The sequence below is a fragment of the Blastopirellula sediminis genome (assembly GCF_020966755.1).
Lineage (GTDB): Bacteria > Planctomycetota > Planctomycetia > Pirellulales > Pirellulaceae > Blastopirellula > Blastopirellula sediminis.
Window position 1 is genome coordinate 885,881 of the sequence record NZ_JAJKFT010000004.1, and the last position, 20,262, is coordinate 906,142.

The 20,262-nt window shown below is 58.8% G+C and carries 18 protein-coding genes; 11 read left to right on the forward strand and 7 right to left on the reverse strand.

From position 1 onward, the window contains the following. Positions 1 to 10: 10 nt before the first annotated feature. Together LOC68_RS07325 and queA are read right to left on the reverse strand one after the other, a co-directional pair. Positions 11 to 631 carry an NUDIX domain-containing protein gene (locus LOC68_RS07325; protein WP_230217254.1) on the reverse strand — a complete coding sequence of 207 codons (621 nt, stop codon included), beginning with the start codon at positions 629 to 631 and terminating at the stop codon, positions 11 to 13. Between the two features lie 84 nt (positions 632 to 715). Further along, positions 716 to 1,762: a tRNA preQ1(34) S-adenosylmethionine ribosyltransferase-isomerase QueA gene (queA, locus tag LOC68_RS07330; protein ID WP_230217256.1), complete on the reverse strand. Its 1,047-nt coding sequence runs from the start codon at positions 1,760 to 1,762 to the stop codon at positions 716 to 718. 112 nt (positions 1,763 to 1,874) lie between these two features. Between queA and LOC68_RS07335 the strand changes: the two genes are divergently transcribed. The 3 genes from LOC68_RS07335 to LOC68_RS28500 all read left to right on the forward strand — a co-directional run bounded on the left by LOC68_RS07335 (position 1,875) and on the right by LOC68_RS28500 (position 6,126). Continuing rightward, positions 1,875 to 3,047 carry a glycosyltransferase gene (locus LOC68_RS07335; RefSeq protein ID WP_230217258.1) on the forward strand — a complete coding sequence of 391 codons (1,173 nt, stop codon included), beginning with the start codon at positions 1,875 to 1,877 and terminating at the stop codon, positions 3,045 to 3,047. Between the two features lie 558 nt (positions 3,048 to 3,605). After that, positions 3,606 to 4,484, forward strand: coding sequence for a 16S rRNA (cytosine(1402)-N(4))-methyltransferase RsmH (gene rsmH, locus LOC68_RS07340; RefSeq protein ID WP_230217261.1), 879 nt, complete (start codon positions 3,606 to 3,608; stop codon positions 4,482 to 4,484). Positions 4,485 to 4,575: 91 nt separating this feature from the next. Then, on the forward strand, positions 4,576 to 6,126 hold the full coding sequence (locus tag LOC68_RS28500; protein ID WP_230217263.1) for a LysM peptidoglycan-binding domain-containing protein: 1,551 nt from the start codon (positions 4,576 to 4,578) through the stop codon (positions 6,124 to 6,126). A gap of 18 nt (positions 6,127 to 6,144) precedes the next feature. Here the strand turns inward: LOC68_RS28500 and LOC68_RS07350 are convergent, their stop codons facing one another. Both LOC68_RS07350 and LOC68_RS07355 read right to left on the reverse strand, forming a co-directional pair. Then, a complete protein-coding gene (locus LOC68_RS07350; protein ID WP_230217265.1) occupies positions 6,145 to 6,933 on the reverse strand; it encodes a hypothetical protein in 789 nt (262 codons plus the stop codon). A 163-nt stretch (positions 6,934 to 7,096) separates the two neighbouring features. Continuing rightward, positions 7,097 to 7,981, reverse strand: coding sequence for a DUF1571 domain-containing protein (locus tag LOC68_RS07355; RefSeq protein WP_230217267.1), 885 nt, complete (start codon positions 7,979 to 7,981; stop codon positions 7,097 to 7,099). 260 nt (positions 7,982 to 8,241) lie between these two features. Here LOC68_RS07355 and LOC68_RS07360 point away from each other — a divergent pair, with 260 nt between their 5' ends. Further along, a complete protein-coding gene (locus LOC68_RS07360; protein WP_230217269.1) occupies positions 8,242 to 8,895 on the forward strand; it encodes an MBL fold metallo-hydrolase in 654 nt (217 codons plus the stop codon). Positions 8,896 to 9,101: 206 nt separating this feature from the next. Here LOC68_RS07360 and LOC68_RS07365 read toward each other — a convergent pair whose 3' ends face one another. Next, positions 9,102 to 10,811, reverse strand: a complete 1,710-nt coding sequence (locus LOC68_RS07365) for an ATP-binding protein (protein WP_230217271.1) — start codon at positions 10,809 to 10,811, stop codon at positions 9,102 to 9,104. Positions 10,812 to 10,985: 174 nt separating this feature from the next. Here LOC68_RS07365 and LOC68_RS07370 point away from each other — a divergent pair, with 174 nt between their 5' ends. The 7 genes from LOC68_RS07370 to LOC68_RS07400 all read left to right on the forward strand — a co-directional run bounded on the left by LOC68_RS07370 (position 10,986) and on the right by LOC68_RS07400 (position 18,582). Then, positions 10,986 to 13,007 carry a M20/M25/M40 family metallo-hydrolase gene (locus tag LOC68_RS07370; protein WP_230217272.1) on the forward strand — a complete coding sequence of 674 codons (2,022 nt, stop codon included), beginning with the start codon at positions 10,986 to 10,988 and terminating at the stop codon, positions 13,005 to 13,007. A 255-nt stretch (positions 13,008 to 13,262) separates the two neighbouring features. Then, on the forward strand, positions 13,263 to 13,883 hold the full coding sequence (locus LOC68_RS07375; RefSeq protein ID WP_230217274.1) for an OmpH family outer membrane protein: 621 nt from the start codon (positions 13,263 to 13,265) through the stop codon (positions 13,881 to 13,883). Positions 13,884 to 13,976: 93 nt separating this feature from the next. Continuing rightward, positions 13,977 to 14,876, forward strand: coding sequence for a UDP-3-O-acyl-N-acetylglucosamine deacetylase (gene lpxC, locus LOC68_RS07380; protein WP_230217276.1), 900 nt, complete (start codon positions 13,977 to 13,979; stop codon positions 14,874 to 14,876). A 73-nt stretch (positions 14,877 to 14,949) separates the two neighbouring features. Further along, a complete protein-coding gene (locus LOC68_RS07385) occupies positions 14,950 to 16,029 on the forward strand; it encodes a Gfo/Idh/MocA family oxidoreductase (RefSeq protein ID WP_230217279.1) in 1,080 nt (359 codons plus the stop codon). A 936-nt stretch (positions 16,030 to 16,965) separates the two neighbouring features. After that, a complete protein-coding gene (locus LOC68_RS07390; RefSeq protein WP_230217281.1) occupies positions 16,966 to 17,289 on the forward strand; it encodes a hypothetical protein in 324 nt (107 codons plus the stop codon). 197 nt (positions 17,290 to 17,486) lie between these two features. After that, positions 17,487 to 17,810 (forward strand): hypothetical protein, encoded by a 324-nt coding sequence (locus LOC68_RS07395; RefSeq protein WP_230217283.1) that lies wholly within the window; start codon positions 17,487 to 17,489, stop codon positions 17,808 to 17,810. 25 nt (positions 17,811 to 17,835) lie between these two features. Then, complete coding sequence (locus tag LOC68_RS07400) at positions 17,836 to 18,582, forward strand: hypothetical protein (protein ID WP_230217284.1); 747 nt, start codon at positions 17,836 to 17,838, stop codon at positions 18,580 to 18,582. Positions 18,583 to 18,746: 164 nt separating this feature from the next. Here the strand turns inward: LOC68_RS07400 and LOC68_RS07405 are convergent, their stop codons facing one another. Beyond that, positions 18,747 to 19,151 (reverse strand): hypothetical protein, encoded by a 405-nt coding sequence (locus LOC68_RS07405; protein WP_230217286.1) that lies wholly within the window; start codon positions 19,149 to 19,151, stop codon positions 18,747 to 18,749. A 117-nt stretch (positions 19,152 to 19,268) separates the two neighbouring features. Continuing rightward, positions 19,269 to 20,246: a DUF1559 family PulG-like putative transporter gene (locus tag LOC68_RS07410; protein ID WP_230217288.1), complete on the reverse strand. Its 978-nt coding sequence runs from the start codon at positions 20,244 to 20,246 to the stop codon at positions 19,269 to 19,271. Positions 20,247 to 20,262 lie beyond the last annotated feature (16 nt).

Below are 20,262 nucleotides of genomic sequence, written 5' to 3' on the forward strand. Positions count from 1 at the left end.
CCGCTCTATGCTAACCGTAGAGCGCCTGGAGGCAAATGCTCGACCAGGTTTCGCAGCGATCGAGCTCTTCGAGCAGTTGGGAGACCGGCACGAAGCCTGCTTCGATGATTTCGCTTTCCCGCGGGCGAACCGCCGGCTGAGCGACGCGGCAACGATGGACCACGCCCAGATGGACCTGGCCGACCGGGTTTTGGTCGTCGTTGATCAGGCCGACGCAGTCGATTTCGTATTCGCAGTCGATTTCGACTTCTTCATCCAGCTCACGGCGCATCCCTTCTTCGTACGGATTGCCCGAGAGATGCTCGGCGGCGTCTTCGCTGGAGATATGACCGCCGACTCCGACGCTCCGCTTGCTGTGCAGACGACTTTCCCCTTGTCCTTTGCCGCGGACGTATTGGAAAACCCAAGCTTCGCCATCGGCGTCGACGTACTCAAAAATGACGTACGGGATCAGCTGCTTGAAGCTGGGATCCTCCTCCATCTCAGGACGAGGGCGGAAGCTGATCAGCTCGGGCTGGAGCAGATGTTCCAGGTACCGCGGGGCGTCCGGAGAGAAGCCCTGAAAATAGCCCAAATTACGGAATTCAGCGGTCGGGACGACCAGAATATGTTCGACCTGGGCGATGCTCATGGCGACTCCTTTCGTTTCTCGCGGACACGGGCTCTGACTGCTAGCAGATTGTACGGCTTTTCGGCCGCCGCTTCGACTGGGGACCTACAGGATCAGCATCGCGTCGCCGTAGCTGTAAAAACGGTACTCTTCGCGGATCGCTTCGGCGTAGGCTTCGCGAATCAGCTCATCCCCCCCGAACGTCCGCACCAGAACCAGCAGCGTCGATTTGGGGAGGTGGAAGTTGGTCAAAAGTGCGTCGACCGCGTGGAACTCAAACGGCGGGCGGATGAACAGATCGGTCTGACCGCGCCACGGTTGCAGTTCGCCTGAGCGAGCCGCCGTTTCCAGCACGCGGGCGACCGTGGTGCCAACCGCAACAGCGCGTCCGCCGGCTTCCTTCGTTTCCAGAATGCGCTCGACCGCCGATTCGCGGATTTCGCCCCATTCCTTGTGCATCACGTGTTCTTCGAGCTGGTCGACCGAGACCGGGCGGAACGTCCCGATGCCGACGTGCAGCGTCACGTAGTCGATCATGCGATCGCCGGCGGTCAGCTTTTTCATCAACTCGGTCGTGAAGTGAAGACCGGCGGTCGGCGCGGCGACGGCGCCCGGCTGTTCGGCGAAGACGGTCTGATACCGCTTCCAGTCCTCCGGCATCATTTCCCCTTCGCGAATGTAGTGGGGAAGGGGAACGCGGCCGACGCGATCGAGGATTTCCAGCGTCGATTCGCTCGACTCTGGTTCAACCGCCCACATCCCCGCGCCAAGACTGGCGATCAGGCGGAGCGAGATATCTTCCTTCGTTTCGCGATCTTCGAGCGTTACCAATTCGCCGGGGGCGATTTTGCCGCGGGTTTTGGCGAGAACCAGCCAGTGACCGTTGACGTCTGATTCGAGATAGAGTCCTTGCCAACGTCCGCCGGTCAGCGCGCGGCGACCAACCAGGCGAGCCGGGACGACTTTGGTGTTGTTGAGGACGAGATGATCGGACGGAAGTAAAATTTCGGGAAGATCGCGAATATGGCGATGCTCAAGCTGTCCGGACTTGCGATCTACCACCAAAAGGCGGGCGTCCGCTCTTTTTTCGAGCGGCTCTTGCGCAATCAACTCTTTCGGTAGTTTATAGTCGTATTGTTCGATGCTGGTCATAAGGCGGGGGGCTTTAAGGGCGTGGGCGTCGAAAGGTTAGCATGCGACGCATTTTTGTAATATAGATGGCAATCGCTCTTTTTTTCTACCCGAGGCCGCCAGAAGAGTGACCGTGACGCCTGCAAAATCTTCACCCCACGCATCAACGCGGATCCGCGTAGCGCTGGTAATCACCGAATTGGAAGTCGGCGGGGCCGAGCGATGCCTGGCCAATTTGGCGACGCGGCTAGATCGGACTCGGTTCGACGTGGCGGTGATTTCGCTGGCCTCGCGACCGGCGCCGGGACGGGACGTCCTGGTTCGACAGTTGGAAGAGGAGGGGATCGGCGTCACCTTTTTAAACTGCGACTCGAAGTGGCGATTGCCGATTGCCGTTCGCCGATTGTCTCGCCTGCTCAGCGCCGCGAGTCCTCACGTCGTCCATAGTTTTTTGTTTCATGCCAACGTTGCGTCCAGTATGGCGATGGGGCGACGACGGAAGAGTAAACTGATTCACGGATTGCGGGTTGCCGAACAAGGCTCATGGCGGCGATGGCTGCAAAGTCACTATGCGAAAAAAGCGGATCTGACGCTGGTCGTCAGTCGCAAGCTGAAGCAGTTCGCACGCGACGTGTTGCAGGTCCGATCGCTCGTCACTCCCAACGGAATCGACCTGGTCGAGTTCGACGAGCAGACGACCCAAGACATCGGCATGAAACAAGTCGACGGACGAAAACGAATGATCGCCGTCGGTCGATTGGATCCGCAAAAGGGGTTCGACTGGCTGCTCGACACGCTCCGCGATTTTCTCTTGGGAAGCGACGATTGGGAGCTGCAAATTGTCGGCGCCGGACCGCAAGAGAATGCGCTGAAGGACCAAGCGAGGAAGCTGCATCTGATCGATCGCGTGCAGTTTTTGGGGCGTCGCGCGGACGTGCCGCAGCTGCTATCGGACGCTGATCTTTTCCTGCTCTCGTCGCGCTGGGAGGGAATGCCCAACGCGCTGATCGAAGCGATGGCGGCTCGCTTGCCGGTCGTCGCAACCGATGTGGAAGGAGTCGCTCAGCTGCTGGGACCGCTGCACGCGGCGCAGCTATCGCCGGCCGGAGACGCGGAAGAGTTCGTCAATCGCGTCAGCGTGCTAGCAGCGGACGCCACTTTGCGCGTCGAGTTGGGTGAAGCGAATCGTGCACGGGTCGAGTCGCATTTTACGCTCGACAAGATGGTGAAGCGGCATGCGAAAGTCTATCGCTGCGCAGCGCGATCGCTTGATAGCGTGCTAGCGTCGCCGCCTGAAAACCGCTGAAAAATTCTCCAAGAAATCTTTTCCGACGTAGCGCGTAGCGGCGTCATTCTTTAGGCGTGCTAGCGATAAATGCTAGCGGCCATGCTTGGCGAAAACGAAGGTTGACCCGTTCGTAACGATTCTTACCTTTAGGCAAATCGTCATTGAACGATCTCGATTACGACGTCCGTCCGTTCGTCATGTTGGGGGGAAGGAATCTCCCGGTGCGGCGAACTGTGGGCGAAGCGGCAAGTGCAGCGGCCGACTTCGCCAACCTCGCCGATGCCGGGCGCATGGATGCGCCTGCGGCGAGGTTTTTTCTTTTCGAAGCGACGTCCCATTTCCAGGGTAGGCTGGGTCAAGACCCAGCACAAAGGATCTGGAATCCAAGGCGAACGACGATATTCGTTGTGGGTTGGGAAGTGATTCTTTCGTGCGGGCGAAACTCTTGCCGCCGACTTAAATTTGCTGGGTCGCGACCCAGCCTACGCCTGCTAACCACTGTTCACCAGACGGCGATCAGGTAAGCTGGAAGGACGAAATTCTCCCTGTTTTTCCGCACTTTTTCGCACTTGGCACATGACTTCGACCGTTCACGTTTCCGTCCTCCCGCAAGAGGTGATCGAATATCTCGATCCGCAACCGGGGCAGATCTTTGCTGACGGAACGCTAGGTGGCGGCGGGCATACGCGGCAACTGGCCGAACGCGTTGGGGACACCGGTTTGGTGATTGCCTGCGATCGCGACCTGGCGGCCATTGAGAGAGCCGAGCAGTCGCTGCGCGGCCTGCCGATCAAAGTGACGCAGCGCAACTTCAGCGAGCTTCCTAGCGTCCTTAAAGAGCTCGAGATCGACCAGATCGACGGGCTGCTGTTGGACCTCGGACTTTCGAGCGATCAGTTGGCCGATCGTAATCGCGGTTTCAGCTTCGACTCCGATGGCCCGCTCGATTTGCGGTTTGACGACACGGAGGGAGATACCGCCGCTGACCTGGTGAATCTGTTGTCGGAGAAGGACCTGGCCGACGTCATTTATCAGAACGGCGAAGAGCGATTGAGCCGCCGGATCGCCAAGAAGATCTGTCTGCGGCGGAAGGAAAAGCCGTTTCTGCTAGCAAACGATTTGGCCGAGTTGTGTGCTAGCTGCTATCCGGCTCGTGGGGCGAAAGAACGGATCCATCCGGCGACGCGCACGTTTCAAGCGCTGCGCATTGCCGTGAACCGAGAGCTCAGTTCGCTTGAAAGCATTCTGAAGACGGCGCCCGATTTCGTCCGCGTAGGCGGCAAAATCGCCATCATCAGCTTCCACTCCCTGGAAGATCGGCGAGTAAAAGAAGCGTTTCGCGAAGATCCACGCCTCGAACCGGTGACCAAGAAGCCGATAATCCCTAGTGAGGAGGAGATTTTACGGAACCCTCGCAGTCGCAGCGCCAAGTTGAGAGTGGCGCGGCGTACGTAGGCATGCGGGGAATTGGGCTTGAGTCAAACCTCGACTCCAGCTAGCGTCGACTGCCGACCGAAGAAGGAGGCGGTCGCAAGGAGTGAATATCGTGCGCAGGGAAGCTCGAATTGGATTTGCGATCGTCGGCTGTCTGGCCGCGATCCTCATGTACGCTGCCGTCAAGCGTATGTGGCTTCTTGCGCAGGTCGCCCGCGACGACTCGCCGGCGCCAACCATTCCTGTCGCTTCCATCTCCGCCAAGAGCGCCCTAGAGCCGGTCATTACTCTCCCCGAACAGCCGACCTCGACCGCCGTCTATCAAGAGCCAAGCGTCGCAGACGCCGACCCCAATAAATCAGCCGTTCCATTCCCGTCGCGGTTCGCCATTCCGATGAACGGAAACGAAGAGGCGGAACAAGTCGCCGCGGCTGCCACGGAACATCCGCCAGCGGACGAACTACCAAAGTCGCCGGTCGCCGTCGATACGACGCCGATCGAAGCCGCTCCTCCGCTCGGACGATTCTCGAGTCGCTTCTCCGCTGCACCTGTAGCGGAGCCTGCATTGCCTGCTCCGGCGCAAGAAACGGAGACGCCGCAGCCAGAAGCGATGGCGTCGCTCGCCGCCGATTCGGTCGCCGCGATCAAGTCTCGCTTCTCGACCACTCCCGCGCCGGCGCCGAAAGCTACAGAAGAGAAATCGAACGCCAACAACCCGATGCCGATCATGTCGAGCGCCGGATCGCTCTTGGGTTCGCTCGCGTCGCGACTGGCCAGCAACATGACGTCGTCGCAGTCGGCGGAGCCGGAAACGACGGAATCGCTCGCGCCGACCGTTACGTTGCCGTCGCAGCCAACGGCCGCGCCGCAGCCGACCGCCGTCGCCGAAGCGCCGCAGCCAGAAACAGGCTCGCAGGCTTCGCTCCGCATCGTCGGCGAAAAGCCGAGCGAGCCGCAGCCGGAAACGCCGCCGGAAGCGAAGCTGATCAAGCCGGCGCCGATCGTCGAAGCGCAGCCGCTTCCTTCACGCCCGGTCGTCACCGCTGCGCCGCGCGACATGCCGACGACGACTCGGCCAACCTGGCAGGCCGGCGAAACGAAGATCGAACCAGTCGCCACCCCGGTCGCGACGACGCCGCAGCCGCAACCGCGACTGAATCGCGCGTTCGCATCGACCGCCGCGTCCGCGTCGATTCCGACAACGAACTACGTGCCGGCGCAAAACGCCAGCTCGACGAAGGTGGTCACGACCGACGACGCGATGCCGCACCGCTTGCCGCCGACGATCGAAGTTTCGAGCGACACTGACAAAGGCGTTACCAAAGAAGCTGACCCGGCATGGGTTCAGCAGATGATCCAAAGCGGCAGTTTTATTCCTGGCCAGCGATTCGTCCCGACGCAGACGCCGCAGCCGCTGCCGATCGGTCAGCAATCGGCGCAGCCACTCGCCAATCCTGCCCAGCCGCCGGCCACCGCGATTACGCCGACGCAAACGCAACCGACGACCTACGTCGTCCAGCCAGGGGACGACTTGGCGACGATCGCTCGTCGCACCTTAGGCGACGCCGCACGCTGGGGCGAACTGTTTCGCTTGAACCGCAATGTGATCGGCGATTATCCCGATCAGATGAAGCCGGGGATGACGTTGCGGTTGCCGCAGTAACGCTGCGTCGTCGATCTATTACAACCGATCGAGCAGATCGATCGAGTTCCATTCCTCCTCCGTTAACCATCGTTGGTCGTAGGCAATCCTCGTAGTCGCCCCTTCGGAGTCGAGAATGTAGATGTGCGAGCCCTTTTTGCGTTGGTAGTAATTCAGAAGCTCCGACCCTCGTAGGACGATCGCTTTGGCCTTTCCTGGGATGACGATTGGCTTGGTAACCGCCTGCCCTAGCTGAATCTCGCCTTGGGGAAATTGGACGTTCAAACCCGGTACGCTCTCTCCATCTCGCCAATCGTCCTCGACTGCCGCGGCGGCGTCGATGAAGCAACAGAGTCGGGCATGCGAAGTGAACTTGAAGCACTCGCTACGCCAATTCTCGTTGTAGCGGAGGGCGATTCGGTAGTCGTCCAGATCAAAGTCATCGCGATAGAAGAAGAGGTGGAGGCCGTTCGTCTCTTCCGTGACGCGCGTGCCATCGTCGCGGCGGATTTCGCGAATCTCTTTGGCGTTGTATCGCCGGACGTCGTCATAGACCTTTCGCAGGTTCGCCAGAAACTGCTTGTCGGCGATTTCGACGGTCGCTTTCTCGTAACCGGCGTAGCCGCAGAACGCCATCTCAAAGGTATCGCGAAGGGAATAGTCCCAGACGTACGGCGGCTGTCGTTTCTCCAGTGAGTCGAGCAACTCTTCGGTCACCGTCACATGAAAGAAGGCGTCGCCGGGCATGAAGTAGTTGTTGCTGGCGCGGCTGTAACTGGCGGCGAATAGCAGCAGAGCAAGAGGTGTGAGAAGTTGCAGGATACGCATGTTGGGGCTCCCGGAGATGAGCATTGAGTGCCAGGAGTATCGTACTACGCGGCGGGAAGAGCCGCCATGAATTGGCGCAAAGCGGCCCAGTTATGTGGCGCGCACGAAAAAGGGGATCTCATCAGAGATCCCCTTTTCGATGTTCGATCTACAACCGCTTCGACTAGAACGCGTAGTTCGGGTTCTTCGTGTCGAAGTCGGTGTCGGTGAAGCCGTTGTTCAGCTTCAGGTTGCTGTAGGTGTATTCTTCAAACAGCATCGGCTGATCGCCGGCCTTTTTGGGCCAATCCCAAGCGGCGTAGCGAATCGGCAGTTGCAGTTCGTCGTCGATAAAGATGTGGGCTTTGTGGAAGCGGAAGTTCGATCGCGGGGTCGGGTGGATCACTTCGATCGCGGTGCAGACCCGATCGTTGATCTTGGCGCCCTGGTAGAACTTCACTTCGCATTCGCCGTAACGCATGTCTTCTTCGGCCACTTCGATCAAGCGGACGATCAGGTTGCGGATGCCGATCTCGGTGATCGGATAGCGGTTGTTCCGCATCGCGAGCATGCCGTTCGGATCGAGCGGAACCGTGACCAACTTCAAGAGGTTGCCCCCTTCGTGCGCGATCAGGTTGCCGTTGTTGTGACCTTTGACGTAGACCACTTCACGGCCCTTGATGTTGGCCGGTGCGACGAATCGCATGTAAACGCTGAACGGCGTGACGACGGAGCCATTGCCGTCGACCTGTTCGTTGCGGATCTTGGTGTACATGTACTCGGGATCGAGCACTTTGCCGCTGATCTGTTCGCGCTTGACCAGCGTGCATTCGTAGTCGCGGACCGATTGATCGATCCGGTCGAGGGCTCGCTTGGCCAATTCGACCGCCGGGGTCAGCGGATGCTGGGCGGCGACCTGTTGAGTCGCGTTGGGGTTGTTGGAAACGCGGTAAACCGGTTCCTTCATGTTGCTGCGGCCTTCTTCGCCACGAAGCAAAGAGGCGGCGCCCAGCGTCAGCGCCGGGGCGGCCAACAGTAGTCGGCGTCGCGATAGAGTAGGCTCGGCCATCTTCATTCTCCCTGATATTCTTGCGTCACGCGGCTTCCATGCGTCGCGTTGGGACTCGTGTACGTTTGATTCGTAACGACCGGGGCGTCGGTTCGCCGGGACCAGCCGAAATTTCGTCGGCTTTTCGGTCTTATCGCCCTACCGCAGCGGAAAAATTACAATAACTGCGCGGACCGGCAAGGATTGCCTAAACCCACGTTTAACCGATCCAGTCGCTAGAGTCTACCGAAACCATCCAAAATTGTGGAGAGAGAAACTCGGTGTTAGAAATCGACGCTGTCATCAGTATGCCCTTTGACGAGAACACTTACATCGTCCGCAACGAGGGCGCAAGCGACTGTCTGGTGGTCGATCCAGGCTTGGAGCCGGGCAAGATTCTCGACTTTTTGAAGCAGCATCAGCTGACGCCGGTCGCGATTCTGAATACGCACGGCCACAGCGATCACATCGGCGGAAATGCCGCTCTCAAAAGGACTTACCCCGACGCGCCCCTGATTATTGGCCGCGGCGACGCCGAAAAACTGACCGATCCGCAGAAGAATCTCTCGGCCGCGTTCGGCGTGGCGCTGATCAGCCCCCCGGCCGATCAGCTGGTCGACGAAGGGGACGTCCTTGACCTGGCCGGGATCAAGCTGGAAGTTCGCGAAGCTCCTGGCCACTCCGTTGGACACGTCGTATTCATCATCCATGATGCGAAAGCGATTTTAGGGGGGGACGTCCTTTTTGCCGGCAGCATCGGGCGAACCGACTTCTTCGACGGCGACTTCGGCGCCCTCCGTGATGCGATCCACGACAAACTATTTACCTTGCCGGGGGATTTCGTCGTCTATCCCGGACATGGGCCGGAAACGACCATCGCCGAAGAAATCGCCGAGAACCCGTTTGTCGGCAAGCCGGCGGGGTATCGAGGTTAATACCGAATGGTTAGCCCAGATAGCTCTCGCTATCTGGGCCGACATCGTCGGCAGGAAGCATTAGTCCGAGCCGAACCAAGCATCGGCACTTCCCACGTCATTTGAAATGGAAGCTGCAGGTCTCGTTTTCGACCGCTGTCTGATGCTTCCTGCGGCTACGCCGCCCAGATAGCCAGAGCTATCTGGGCTAACCGCTAGTTACACGGTTATTCGAGTTGCGTGGGGCGATCCAGTATCGGCGGCGGCGTCGCCACGGCGACGTGCGCGGGGAAGTAGAGCGTAAAGCGGCTGCCGGCTCCGGGTTGGCTTTCGACGACGATGTCCCCGCCATGTTCGCGGAGGATCTTTTGGCTGACCGGCAGGCCAAGCCCCGTTCCGCGGTTTCCCTTGGACGACTCGAACGCGGTGAAGATCGCTTCCATCTTCTCCGGAGGAATGCCGCAGCCGTTGTCGACGACATCGATATTCAGCCGCTGCGCCTGTTCGTCGAGCGAGACCGAAACGTCGACCTTGGCGCCATCGACCGATTGCGTCGCATCGATCGCGTTGGAGACGACGTTCAGTACGGCGCGGTGAAGCCCCTCGACGTCGAACATCAGCTGAATGTCTTGAGGAAGGGGCGAATAGTGGAGCTCGACGCCGAATTCGGCCGCGCGGGCCTGCATCAGTTCGACGACGTCCCCCACGGTATCGTTGATGTTGGCGGCCGAGAGATCCGGCTCACGCTCTTTGCTGTAAGAGAGCATGTCCATCACCAGGGTCGAGATCCGCTCCTGGTTTCGCTCGACGATTCCCCAACCTTTTTCGATCAAGCCGACGTCGGCGCCTTTGATCCCTTCTTCGACCAGGTAGCTGCCGCCCCGGATCCCTTGCAGGATGTTCTTCACATGGTGCGAAATCGCGGCGACCGCCTGACCGACGGCGGCGAGTCGCTCGGACTGAACGACCGCGGAGTAGTAATTGGTGTCTTCGACGGCGAGGGCCGCCTGATGGGCGACCGCGACCATCAGCTTCAGGTGATCGTCATTGAAACGTCGCTTTTTCTGCATCGCGACGTCGCCAGGCGCCGTGAACGTATCGAGGTAAATCGCGCCGACGATGCCGTAGCGTCCCTGCATTGGGACGCAAATCGCCTCGCGAACTCCCTGCGTGATGATGCTGCCGGCCGGGTCCCAGCGGTCATCGTCGCTGGCGTTGGTCGTCAGCACCCCTTCGCGCTTTTCGAGGACGAAGTCGAGGATCGTCCGGCTGATCACGATCGCCTCGTCGGCGCCTTTGCGGCCAGGGCGGAAGCGGCGGGCTTTCGGCGTGAAGTGCAGCGATTCTTCGTCGAGCAGCATCACGCAGCCACGGTCGGCGTCGATCCAGTCGAAGACCAACCCCATGATGTAGTCGAGCAGTTGATCGATATCGAGCGTGCGGCTGACGGCGAGGGCCGTGTGATACATCAACTGGAGGTTGGCTCGTGCGGCGTTGAACCACTCTCCGGTCGCTCCTCCGGCGCTGGGAAGCATAAAAATCTGGCTTCCCTCGCTGTGATGGACGGTCCGAATGATCCGCGAGCCGTCGCTGACCATATCTTGCCGAACCAGCGGGTCGCGCTGCGCCTCACGAACTTCGCTCGCGGTCTCGGCATGGGTGAAGATCATCAACGTCCGTCCGAGTTGGACCCGATCGCCGCTGGTCAGATAACTGCGGGTGATCATTTCGTTGTTGATGTAGCAGCCGTTTGAGCTTTCGAGGTCGACCAGTTCGTACCGCGGGCCATCCATACGAATTTCCGCATGACGCCGCGAAATCTCGGTATCATGCAGTTGGATCGTATTGGTCCGGTCACGACCGATCGTGACGACCGCGTCGTTCAGCTCGAAACGTCTTCCTTGATCGTTGCCCTGAATGACGAATAGGGACGGCACGTTTTGCTCCCATGCTGGCGAATCGAAGAAGGCTTCATTTTATCGGTTAAGCGAGGGGGGGAGCAATGATGCTTGACGAGCGATGGTTGACCGGCGGTCCCTACTGGAGAAGAATCGGTTCTATTGCCAAATACTCCCCCACCTCCCTCCGCTAACTCTCGGATAGCGCTAAACATGCGAATCAAAAATACGCTGCTGGCCGCGTTGGTCGCTTGCCCGGTCTTGGTTTCCCCTCTGATGGCGGAGAACGAGGCGGCCATCAAAGCTGCCGAGTCGCGGATTCGGGATCACGTCGGCTTTTTGGCCTCCGACGAGCTGGAAGGGCGGGGCGTTGGCACCACCGGGCTGAATAAAGCGTCGCAATTCATGGCCGGTCAGCTGACGGCTCTTGGGCTCGACATGACCGCCGTCGGCGGCAAGCCGTTCCAAACGTTTGAGGTCGTTACCGAAGCGAAGCTTGGCCCCGACGACAAGAACACGCTGAAACTGGTTGGCCCCGAAGCGAAAGAAGCGGCGCCGCTGGAGCTGGGAAAGCAGTTTAATCCGCTCGCCGCCGGCGGGAGCGGCAAGTTTGATCTCCCGATCGTCTTCGTCGGCTACGGCATCACCGCGCCTGACTTGATGTATGACGACTACGCCGACATCGACGTTAAGGGAAAAGCGGTTCTGATGTTGCGAAAAGAGCCGCAAGGAGATCCCCACAATCCCCATAGCCCGTTCGGCGGTCCTCATCCGTCGCGGCATGCGACCTTCAGCCGCAAGATCTCGAACGCCTATCAACAAGGCGCCGCCGCTGTGATCATGGTCAATAATCTCGACGAGATCGAAACTCGCGTCGAAGATCAGCAAAACGTCTGGAACACCGCGGTCGCCGATATGGCCAAAGTGCAGGCCGAATATGACGCGCTCGCCGACGATGCGCCGGAAGAGAAAAAGATCGAACTGCGCGACAAGCTGACCGACCTGGCGAAAACGATCTCCGAAAGCGGCGCCAAGCTGAAAGAAGGAACCGACGAGGTTCTGCCGTTCATGGGCGCCGGCAGCGACGAGAGTCACCCGAACTTGCCGGTTTACTTCGCGCTGCGAAGTGCGATCGATCCGGTGGTGAAGAAGGCCCTCAACAATTCGCTGGCCGACTTGGAAGCGAAAATCAACGAAGCGAAAAAGCCGCACAGCGCCGTGCTGGCCGACTGGAAGGCGGTGGGCGAGACCGACGTCATTCGTGAAAAAGCGGAGATCAGCAACGTCATCGGCGTTCTGCATGGCGAAGGTCCGCTGGCGGACGAGATCATCCTGATCGGCGCTCACTACGATCACATCGGATACGGCGGCGAAGGCAGCCTGGCGCCTTGGACGCATGAGATTCATAACGGCGCCGACGACAACGCATCGGGCGCCGTCGCTCTGTTGGAAACGGCTCGCAAGATCGTCGGCCGCGACGGGAAGCCGAAGCGGACGATCGTCTTTATTGGGTTCACCGGCGAAGAACGCGGTCTCCTCGGCAGCGCCTATTATGTGAAGCATCCGGTGTTTGATCTCGAAAAGACGGTCGCGATGCTCAACATGGATATGGTTGGGCGTTTGACCGACGACAAGCTGATCATCAGCGGCAGCGGCACGGCGAAAGAGTTTGAGTCGCTCATCGATAAGCTGAACGAAGAGTACAAGTTCGCCGTCACCAAAGATCCCGGCGGTTTCGGTCCCAGCGATCACGCTTCGTTCTATGCGAAGGAGATCCCGGTGATGCACTTCTTTACTGGTACGCATGACGACTATCACCGCCCCAGCGACGACGTCGAGAAGCTTGATATCGCCGGCATTCGTCGCATCGCCAGCATGCTGGCGGACGCTGCGATAGCGGTGGATGCAATGCCGGCGCCGCCGGAATACGTCGCGATCGCGCCGGAATCGACCGAACGACGCACCGGATCGCGTCCTTACTTTGGCAGCATTCCCGACTTTAGCGTGGTTGGCCAAGGTTATGCGCTCCAAGGCGTTTCGCCGGACAGTCCCGCCGCAAAAGCGGGCATGAAAGCGGGCGATATCATCGTCAAACTAGGGGATAACAAGATCGCAGGTCTCGAAGACTTCGACGGCGCTCTGCGCGGCTACAAAGCAGGCGACAAAGCGAAGGTGACGATTATGCGGTCTGGAATGGAAATTACGCTTACGGTAACCTTAGCTGCGCCCCGATAAGTACTAGGTGACGGCCAAAATTTATTCTCGATTGGGGTGAACCAAATCGAGGAGGTTGTCGTACCGGTTCGGGTCTTTCCGCGGTATTACGGAAGTGCGGAATATTGGACTTTACCCGTTTGCAGTTTCCAGGCAGAATGCCGCTCGTTTGACAGCATCCGCATACGTCGAGCTGCCCGTAAAGCCGACGATTTACGGCGACATTCGCCCGCGGGGTCAGGACGACCAATTCAAACACAGCAAGGAGTGCTGAAAGTGAAGCGACTGTTTTCTTTGACCGCGATTTTGGTTTCCGCGATTTTCGTTAACTTTCTCGCGGAAGCGGCGAACGCCCAACAGGGCACCAATGTCGCCGTCATCGACATCCCCATGGTCTTCAAGGGGCATGCCCTCTTCAAGCGACAGATGGAAGACTTCAAGGTCGAAGTCGAAGCTGCTGAAAAGTCGATCGGCGCCGAACGCGACCGCATCACCAAGCTGATCCAGGAACTGAGCCAGCAGTACAAGCCGGGCTCGCCCGACTACAAAGTCAAAGAAGAGGAAATCGCTCGTCAGCAGTCGGAACTGCAAGTGAAAATGACGTTGCAGAAGAAGGACTTCATGGAAAAGGAAGCCCGCATCTACTTCAACGTTTATGACCAGGTCAAACGGACCGTCGCCTCGTTCGCCGAACGTAACAACATCGCGCTGGTCTTGCGTTACAACAGCACCGAAATCGAAGCTGACAACCGTCAGTCGGTTCTCGAAGGAATCAATCGCCCGGTTATCTATCAAAACCGGATCGACATCACCCAGGACGTCCTGTCGATGTTGAACGCCGGCGTTCCGCCGCAAACCCAAACGGCTCGCCCGCAAAGCGGCCTGATTCCTCGCTAGTCATCTCTCGCTTGACGTAACCCGCGGCGGAGGCTTGTTACGCCTTCCGCCGCTCGGTTCTCGCAGCACACCTATTTGCGCAATCCAGCATCCATGAAGAAACAGCTGCTGCGTTACGACGGCGAATATCGTTATCAACGAACCCTCGCCTCGTCGGCCTCCGTCGAAGGTATCGGTTACTGGTCGGGCAAGTCGAATCGCGTTGAGTTTCGACCCGCTCCGATCGACTCCGGCGTCACCTTCATCCGTGAGGATCTTCCGAACAAACCCCGCGTTGCGGCCCTGGTCGGCAACCGGATCGAAGTGCCGCGTCGCACCAATCTGACGGTCGGCGGCGTTACGGTCGAAATGGTCGAACATGTTTTGGCCGCTCTCTCCGGCATGCAAGTCGATAACTGCGAAGTTGCGGTTACCGCTCCGGAAATGCCCGGTCTCGACGGTTCTTCCGCCGCCTATGTCGAAGCGATTCGCTCGGCCGGCGTCGTTCAGCAAGACGCCACGCGTCGTTTGCTGGTTATCTCCGACGTCGTTCGCGTCGGTGATGACGAAGCGTGGGTCGAAGCTCGCCCGAATCACAAATTGCAGCTCGATTTCAAATATCGACTCGACTACGGCTTCAACAGCCCGATCGGTCGCGAAACGATGACCGGCTCGCTGACGCCGAAGTTTTTTGAAAAAGAACTCGCGCCGGCTCGCACGTTTATCCTTGAGAGCGAAGCGAATTGGCTCCGTTCGCAAGGACTTTGCCAGCAAGTCGGTTTTCAGGATCTGATCGTCTTTGGCGACGAAGGTCCAATCGAAAACGAACTTCGCTTTGAAGACGAATGCGTCCGTCACAAGACGCTCGATCTGATCGGCGACTTCGCCCTGGCCGGCTGCGATATCGCCGGTTCAATCATCGCCTACCGCAGCGGTCATCGCTTGAACGCCGAATTGGTCAAGCAACTGCTGCTCGAAAACGAAGTGCAGCTGAGCCTCCGCCGCTCAGCCTAAGTTATTTACTACCGCTAGAAGCGCCGCAGCAATGACGCGGCGGCGTGACACGAGGCTGGGAAAGGATTCCACCATGGCTTCACGTCGTCTCGCCGTCATCGGCGCTGGTCACCTCGGTAAAATTCATGCTCGCCTGGCCAAGCAAACGGCCGGGCTCGAGCTGGTCGCGATCGTCGATCCGATCGCCGCCGCCCGCGAAGCGGCCGCCGCCGAAAATGGCGTTCCGGCTTACGCTTCGCATCGCGAAATCTCCGGCGAATTTGACGCCGCGATCATCGCCACGCCGACGCAGTATCACTTTGGCGTCGCCGCCGAACTGCTTGCCGACGGCGTCGACCTGTTGGTCGAAAAACCGATCACCCTCTCGATTACTGACGCCGATCAACTGTTGGCTCTCGCCAAAGTGCATGGTCGCGTCCTGCAAGTCGGACACGTCGAACGGTTCAACCCGGCCTTCGTCGCCGCCGCTGAGTTGATCGATCGTCCCCGCTATATCGAAGCGGCTCGCACCAGCGGTTATTCGTTCCGCTCGGTCGACATCGGCGTGACGCTCGACCTGATGATTCACGATATCGACCTCGTCTTGTCGCTGGTCGGCAGTAGCGTCGTCAATGTCGATGCGATTGGCGCTTCGGTCTTTGGTCCGCACGAAGATATGGTCCAGGCCCGGCTGACGTTTGAAAACGGCTGCGTCGCCAACCTGACCGCCTCGCGCAGCAGCTTTCAGCCGCGCCGCGAAATGAAGGTCTTCCATGCCGGCGGCTTCGTCCAGATCGACATGGGAAGCCGCAAGTTGCAGTCGATCCAGCCTGATCCGCGCCTCGCGGCCGGCGAACTTGACGTCCATACGCTTCCGCAAGCCGAAAAAGACCACATCCGTCAGCATCTGTTCGAGTCGCTGTTGCCGCTCGAAGAAGTCGAACTGCCGCCGACCAACGCGATCGCCGACGAACAAGCCGACTTTGTCCGCGCCATCGAAACCGGCAGCAAACCACGCGTCGACGGCTTTGCCGGCCGTGACGCGGTGATCGTCGCCGAAATGGTCGCCAAATGCGTCGAGCGCCACGTCTGGCACGAAGCCGGCCGCAGCCTCCGCGGCCCCCACTTCACCGCGATGCCGCAACTGGCCCCGCAAACCCGCGAAGCCGCGTAGGGAAAAAGCGGAGAGTTGAGAGCGATAGGGACGAGCTGGCGCCATGCTCTTGCGGCGTCTTCGCCGGATGAGCATGTCTTCGCTCTGCCAAATAGCACCATCAAACACTAACCCGAGGCGCAAGCCGAGGGAATATGCGCGCAAGCAGACGTTTGGGCCCGCTGTCTCTCAGCCACAAACCGGTCTCCAAAAAATGGGACCGGACCGCAGCCCATTTTTTTTCAAACCGGGTGGCCCGTCCAGCAAACGTAGGGCAGGCCATGCCTGCCGTCGCTTGGCGCCGAATCACCTCGGTAGGCACGGCCTGCCCTACGACTGGGCTGGACCGCTCGTGCGATTTTTTTTGCGGCCCATCTGCAATCGTAGAGCCACAGTCGCCGCAGCTTGCCAGGTCTGCGCATCATGTGGACCGCGTCGCGCATTTTTTTTAAATGGACCGGTCGCAAACTCCAACGATGACCACGATCGTCCCGTTGGTTGCACCGCATCTTCGCTAGTTCGCCTATCATGTGGACCGCTGCGGCCATTTTTTTCATCCCGAGTGGACTGGACTGCGCGCAATTTTTTTTGAACGACCATCCACCGAATCGATCCGTCCCATTCATATCAAGCGAAGCCGATGAGTGGACTGGACCGCGATGAGTTTTTTTCGCCAGGCGAAGCCTCCGCCGCTCGACCGCCAGAGGGGACAAGCTCGCTTCGGCCTGCCTAATTTCCAAAGAGCGGCACCGGCAAACCAATTCCGCCCCATCGCCGCCAGCCAGATCGCCGGCGAAAACTACCTGCCGGCACCCCGAAATCGACCACGAATGCGTGCGCTTTGTCAATGGACAATGTTGTTAGGAGGACATGGAGCCGACGGCCGACCAGGTCGACCTGGATGAATCGCTAATTCAAAATGGAGGATTGGCGTTTGCAAGCCTACAAAGTTTATGATTGGATAGTTGCCCCGATGAGAATTCCGAAGGAGTTGGTCGAACTCGTCAGCAACGCGCAGATAAACGAGGTCTTCCCGTCCAGTTTGAATTTGAAGACAAAGCGTTCATTGTCGATGTCACGCTCTTTCTCGATCTCAATGACCCAGCGAATTTCGACCATGAAAACAACCGAAGTCGCGTTGCGAGAAACGGGGATGGTTTCTTTCTGTTTGTCGACCTTAAGGATGAAAAGCTAGGAATCCTGCAAGAAGAATTCGGCGACGTCGACTTCCCAAGCGTAACCTTGTTTGACCTCCTCAAGGCACGCTGGACGCCAATTTAGAAATGGCGTTGGCGGCGCTGAATAGCACGGCTGGAAATCGCAGTAGATTTAAGGCGTTTCCCATAGCTTTTCACCATCAAGCGACCCACAAGATCATGCTTCGCACTTTAGTAATCGCGTTTCTACTCTTCATCACCGGATGTGCGAACGAAGAGCCGGAGATTGAGATTCGAACACCACGAGGGGAACCGTTTGAGATGCCCATCGATGAAGCCGGCAGTAGCGCCCCGATCCGGATCAACGTCATGATCCCGCAGCCGCTACAGCCGTTGGAGCGTGGCGAACGTTTTGAGCTGCCGTTGTGCGATCTCTTTGATGAGACGGACGGGGGCGATGTTGTCGGCGGGGGGACGATGCTCGAGCAGGGAAAAATCACTTCCGCGAATATCGAAATCGAAATCAACGACGAGTCGCTGCTGCCGAAGGTGATCGAGACTCTGCGGGCCGGAAAGGCGCCGGACGATACGGAGATCTCGATCGGGGAACCAATCAATCAGACGAAGTTGTTGCGCGATTTTTGATGAATCCGCTGGTGAAATCATGGCTATGGCGGCCGCGTTCCGTTTTCTCGCGAGAGGCTATCGGATGGTGAATGTCGGGCGAATTGCTTACGTGTCGATGTTTCTCTTACTTGTTTCGCTGGGAAAGGGATGCGCGTGTTCCCTCGATCGGTCCGCCAACACAAAGCTTGTCGGGAACACGCTTGTCGTTTCTGCGGAAGGACGGGATTACACGTTTCCCAAATACATCGACTTCGACGGTCAGCAGTGGACGAGAAGCGATTGGCGTGAATCGCGTCATTTTGAGGGGGGCGTATGCGTTTACTTGGGGCAAGACGCCAATCAAAGGCTTACGTACCACCAAGATTCGCAATTGAAGGTGGGGTGGTCGCTGCAAATCGAAAGGCGAACTCGGCCTGGCGAGCCTTTTGTGCCGAAGGGGAAGAAGCGGCTGTTCGATAGCGAGAGCGAATGTATGTTTGATATGACTGTTGGAGAGAGCGGTTTTTTTGATGGCGCCGCTCGAAATTATTATTCCAATGGCGTCGTCAAGCTCGATTGTATCTACGCGCCGGCGGCTGAATTGCAGGGGCCGGCGACAGGCTACTATCCCACGGGCTCGGTTTGGTGGACCGGAGAGTTTCAACGCGATCGATTTGACTATGAGAACGCAAAGTTCTACGACGAAAGCGGGGGCGAGATTAAAGGCTTAAGTCTGGAGGAAAAAGAGAAACTCAAGCGGTCATGGAGCGATACGACGAGTAGTAGCTGGAAAGACTGTCGGCCGCAGTAGGACTGGGCGCCACATCGCCCGAGTCCCTCGTTCCACTTTCTTGCTGTGATCTCCGTCCGTTTTTGCCACCGCTTCTCTTTGTCATTTCTAGCGAGCGCATTTCCCTCGCTTGCGCTTCGGGCTACTATTGGACGCGCCCGCAAAGGAGCTCCCGTTCTCCTTGCCTACTTCGACTTCAGCTCAAACGAGAACTCGTTGTCTCCGCTTGGCGTGACGTCGGCCTTCAAATCCGATTTGCTGTTGTACTTGGCGGGGATGTACATTTCGCCGATTGGTTCCGGCGTGCCGTTCGAGTTGTCGAACTTGCCGGGGATTAGTCGCGACGCGGTCACTTCGACTTTGGCCGCTCCTTCTTCGGCGTCCACTTTGTATTTGCCGTTGATGATGTCGCCGGCGAAGGCCTTGCCGCCTCCTTCGAGTTGACGGAGCAAGATTCTTCCCGTTTCGACGGGCTGGCCGTCAAACGTGACGCTGCCGGTCACGGCGTAAGTCTTCGGGCCGCTGGAGCCGCCGCCGCAGCCAATGGTTCCAATCAGGAGGCCGCACAGCAGGAATAGGGAAAGTCGCATCGGGTTATCCCAAGAGTTTGGAAGGGTAGAAAAGGAATTGCTGCTCATCAAAGGCCGGGCGTCTGGGGACGCGCGGCCTGTAGGCCGATAGATTTTGCTTACGCGACGACGAGCGGTTTAGAACTCGCCGATGACCTGACCGTCGTTACGAATGCCCAGCCGCAGCCAGGTTTGCCGATCGATCGTGTCGGGGAAGAAGCGAACCGAACCGTCGGTGAGGCAACCGTTCACGCCGCCGGGATGGTAGCTGCGAGCGTAGTTCCAACGTCCGGCCAGGCCGCCGGAGTTGCCGTTTTCGCAGGGAGCCATATTGGGCGCACCCGGAGTCGAGGTCGCTTTGCAGCTGTAGTTGCGATCGGCGACGCTGGTGTTGGGAGTTTCGCCGACCGAGAAGCCGAACGAGCCATGCGGCGCTCCGCCCCAATATCCGCCTGAGTTGCCCCAAGCCCCGGTGCCGTTCGCACGGACGATTCCTTCGGCGGCGAGCAGCGTGTTGGTCGATCCGTCGGTGCAATCGCGGAAGGTGGTGTGCGATTCGCGGAAGAGCATGCCGCCGGGGTTGGACCCGGTAATGTCGCCGGCCGTCACGTTGATCGTCGAGGGAGAAGTGCTGCTGAAAGACCAGGTGCCTGGTCCTGCCGAGACGACATAGTTCCCTTGAAACGCGGTGGTGCCGCCGTTGGCCCCTTTGCCGGGAGAGTTGGGATCGGAAGGGCAAGTGAGCGAAAAGATCGACGTGGTCGAGATCACGTTGTTGATCTGATGAACGTATTCGGTAGTGTCCGCTTCGTACTGATCCGACAGCCCCTTTTGTTCGAGGAACGGCAGGATGCGCTGGTACCAGCAATCGCGACGATGCGTGTTGCCCGAGACTTCGGTCTGGTGCCCGTACGGGAACAAGCGGAAGGTGCTTTCATAGTTGTGCATCGCCAACCCAAGCTGCTTGAGATGGTTGGTGCATTGCATCCGGCGAGCGGCCTCGCGGGCTTGCTGAACGGCAGGCAGCAGAAGCGCGATGAGCACTCCAATGATGGCGATAACGACTAACAGCTCGACGAGCGTAAAGGCTCGTTGCGCACGAATCGGTCGAAGCATGATTAGACCTTTGTCA

What these genes read in the sequence shown, in the direction of transcription:
- lpxC (WP_230217276.1), top strand. Translation starts at nt 13,977, where the DNA reads ATGAAGAAACAGCTGCTGCGTTACGACGGCGAATATCGTTATCAACGA.
- LOC68_RS07410 (WP_230217288.1), bottom strand. Translation starts at nt 20,246, where the DNA reads ATGCTTCGACCGATTCGTGCGCAACGAGCCTTTACGCTCGTCGAGCTG.
- LOC68_RS07395 (WP_230217283.1), top strand. Translation starts at nt 17,487, where the DNA reads ATGCCCATCGATGAAGCCGGCAGTAGCGCCCCGATCCGGATCAACGTC.
- LOC68_RS07325 (WP_230217254.1), bottom strand. Translation starts at nt 631, where the DNA reads ATGAGCATCGCCCAGGTCGAACATATTCTGGTCGTCCCGACCGCTGAA.
- LOC68_RS07385 (WP_230217279.1), top strand. Translation starts at nt 14,950, where the DNA reads ATGGCTTCACGTCGTCTCGCCGTCATCGGCGCTGGTCACCTCGGTAAA.
- rsmH (WP_230217261.1), top strand. Translation starts at nt 3,606, where the DNA reads ATGACTTCGACCGTTCACGTTTCCGTCCTCCCGCAAGAGGTGATCGAA.
- LOC68_RS07405 (WP_230217286.1), bottom strand. Translation starts at nt 19,151, where the DNA reads ATGCGACTTTCCCTATTCCTGCTGTGCGGCCTCCTGATTGGAACCATT.
- LOC68_RS07400 (WP_230217284.1), top strand. Translation starts at nt 17,836, where the DNA reads ATGGCGGCCGCGTTCCGTTTTCTCGCGAGAGGCTATCGGATGGTGAAT.
- LOC68_RS07355 (WP_230217267.1), bottom strand. Translation starts at nt 7,981, where the DNA reads ATGGCCGAGCCTACTCTATCGCGACGCCGACTACTGTTGGCCGCCCCG.
- LOC68_RS07370 (WP_230217272.1), top strand. Translation starts at nt 10,986, where the DNA reads ATGCGAATCAAAAATACGCTGCTGGCCGCGTTGGTCGCTTGCCCGGTC.
- LOC68_RS07350 (WP_230217265.1), bottom strand. Translation starts at nt 6,933, where the DNA reads ATGCGTATCCTGCAACTTCTCACACCTCTTGCTCTGCTGCTATTCGCC.
- queA (WP_230217256.1), bottom strand. Translation starts at nt 1,762, where the DNA reads ATGACCAGCATCGAACAATACGACTATAAACTACCGAAAGAGTTGATT.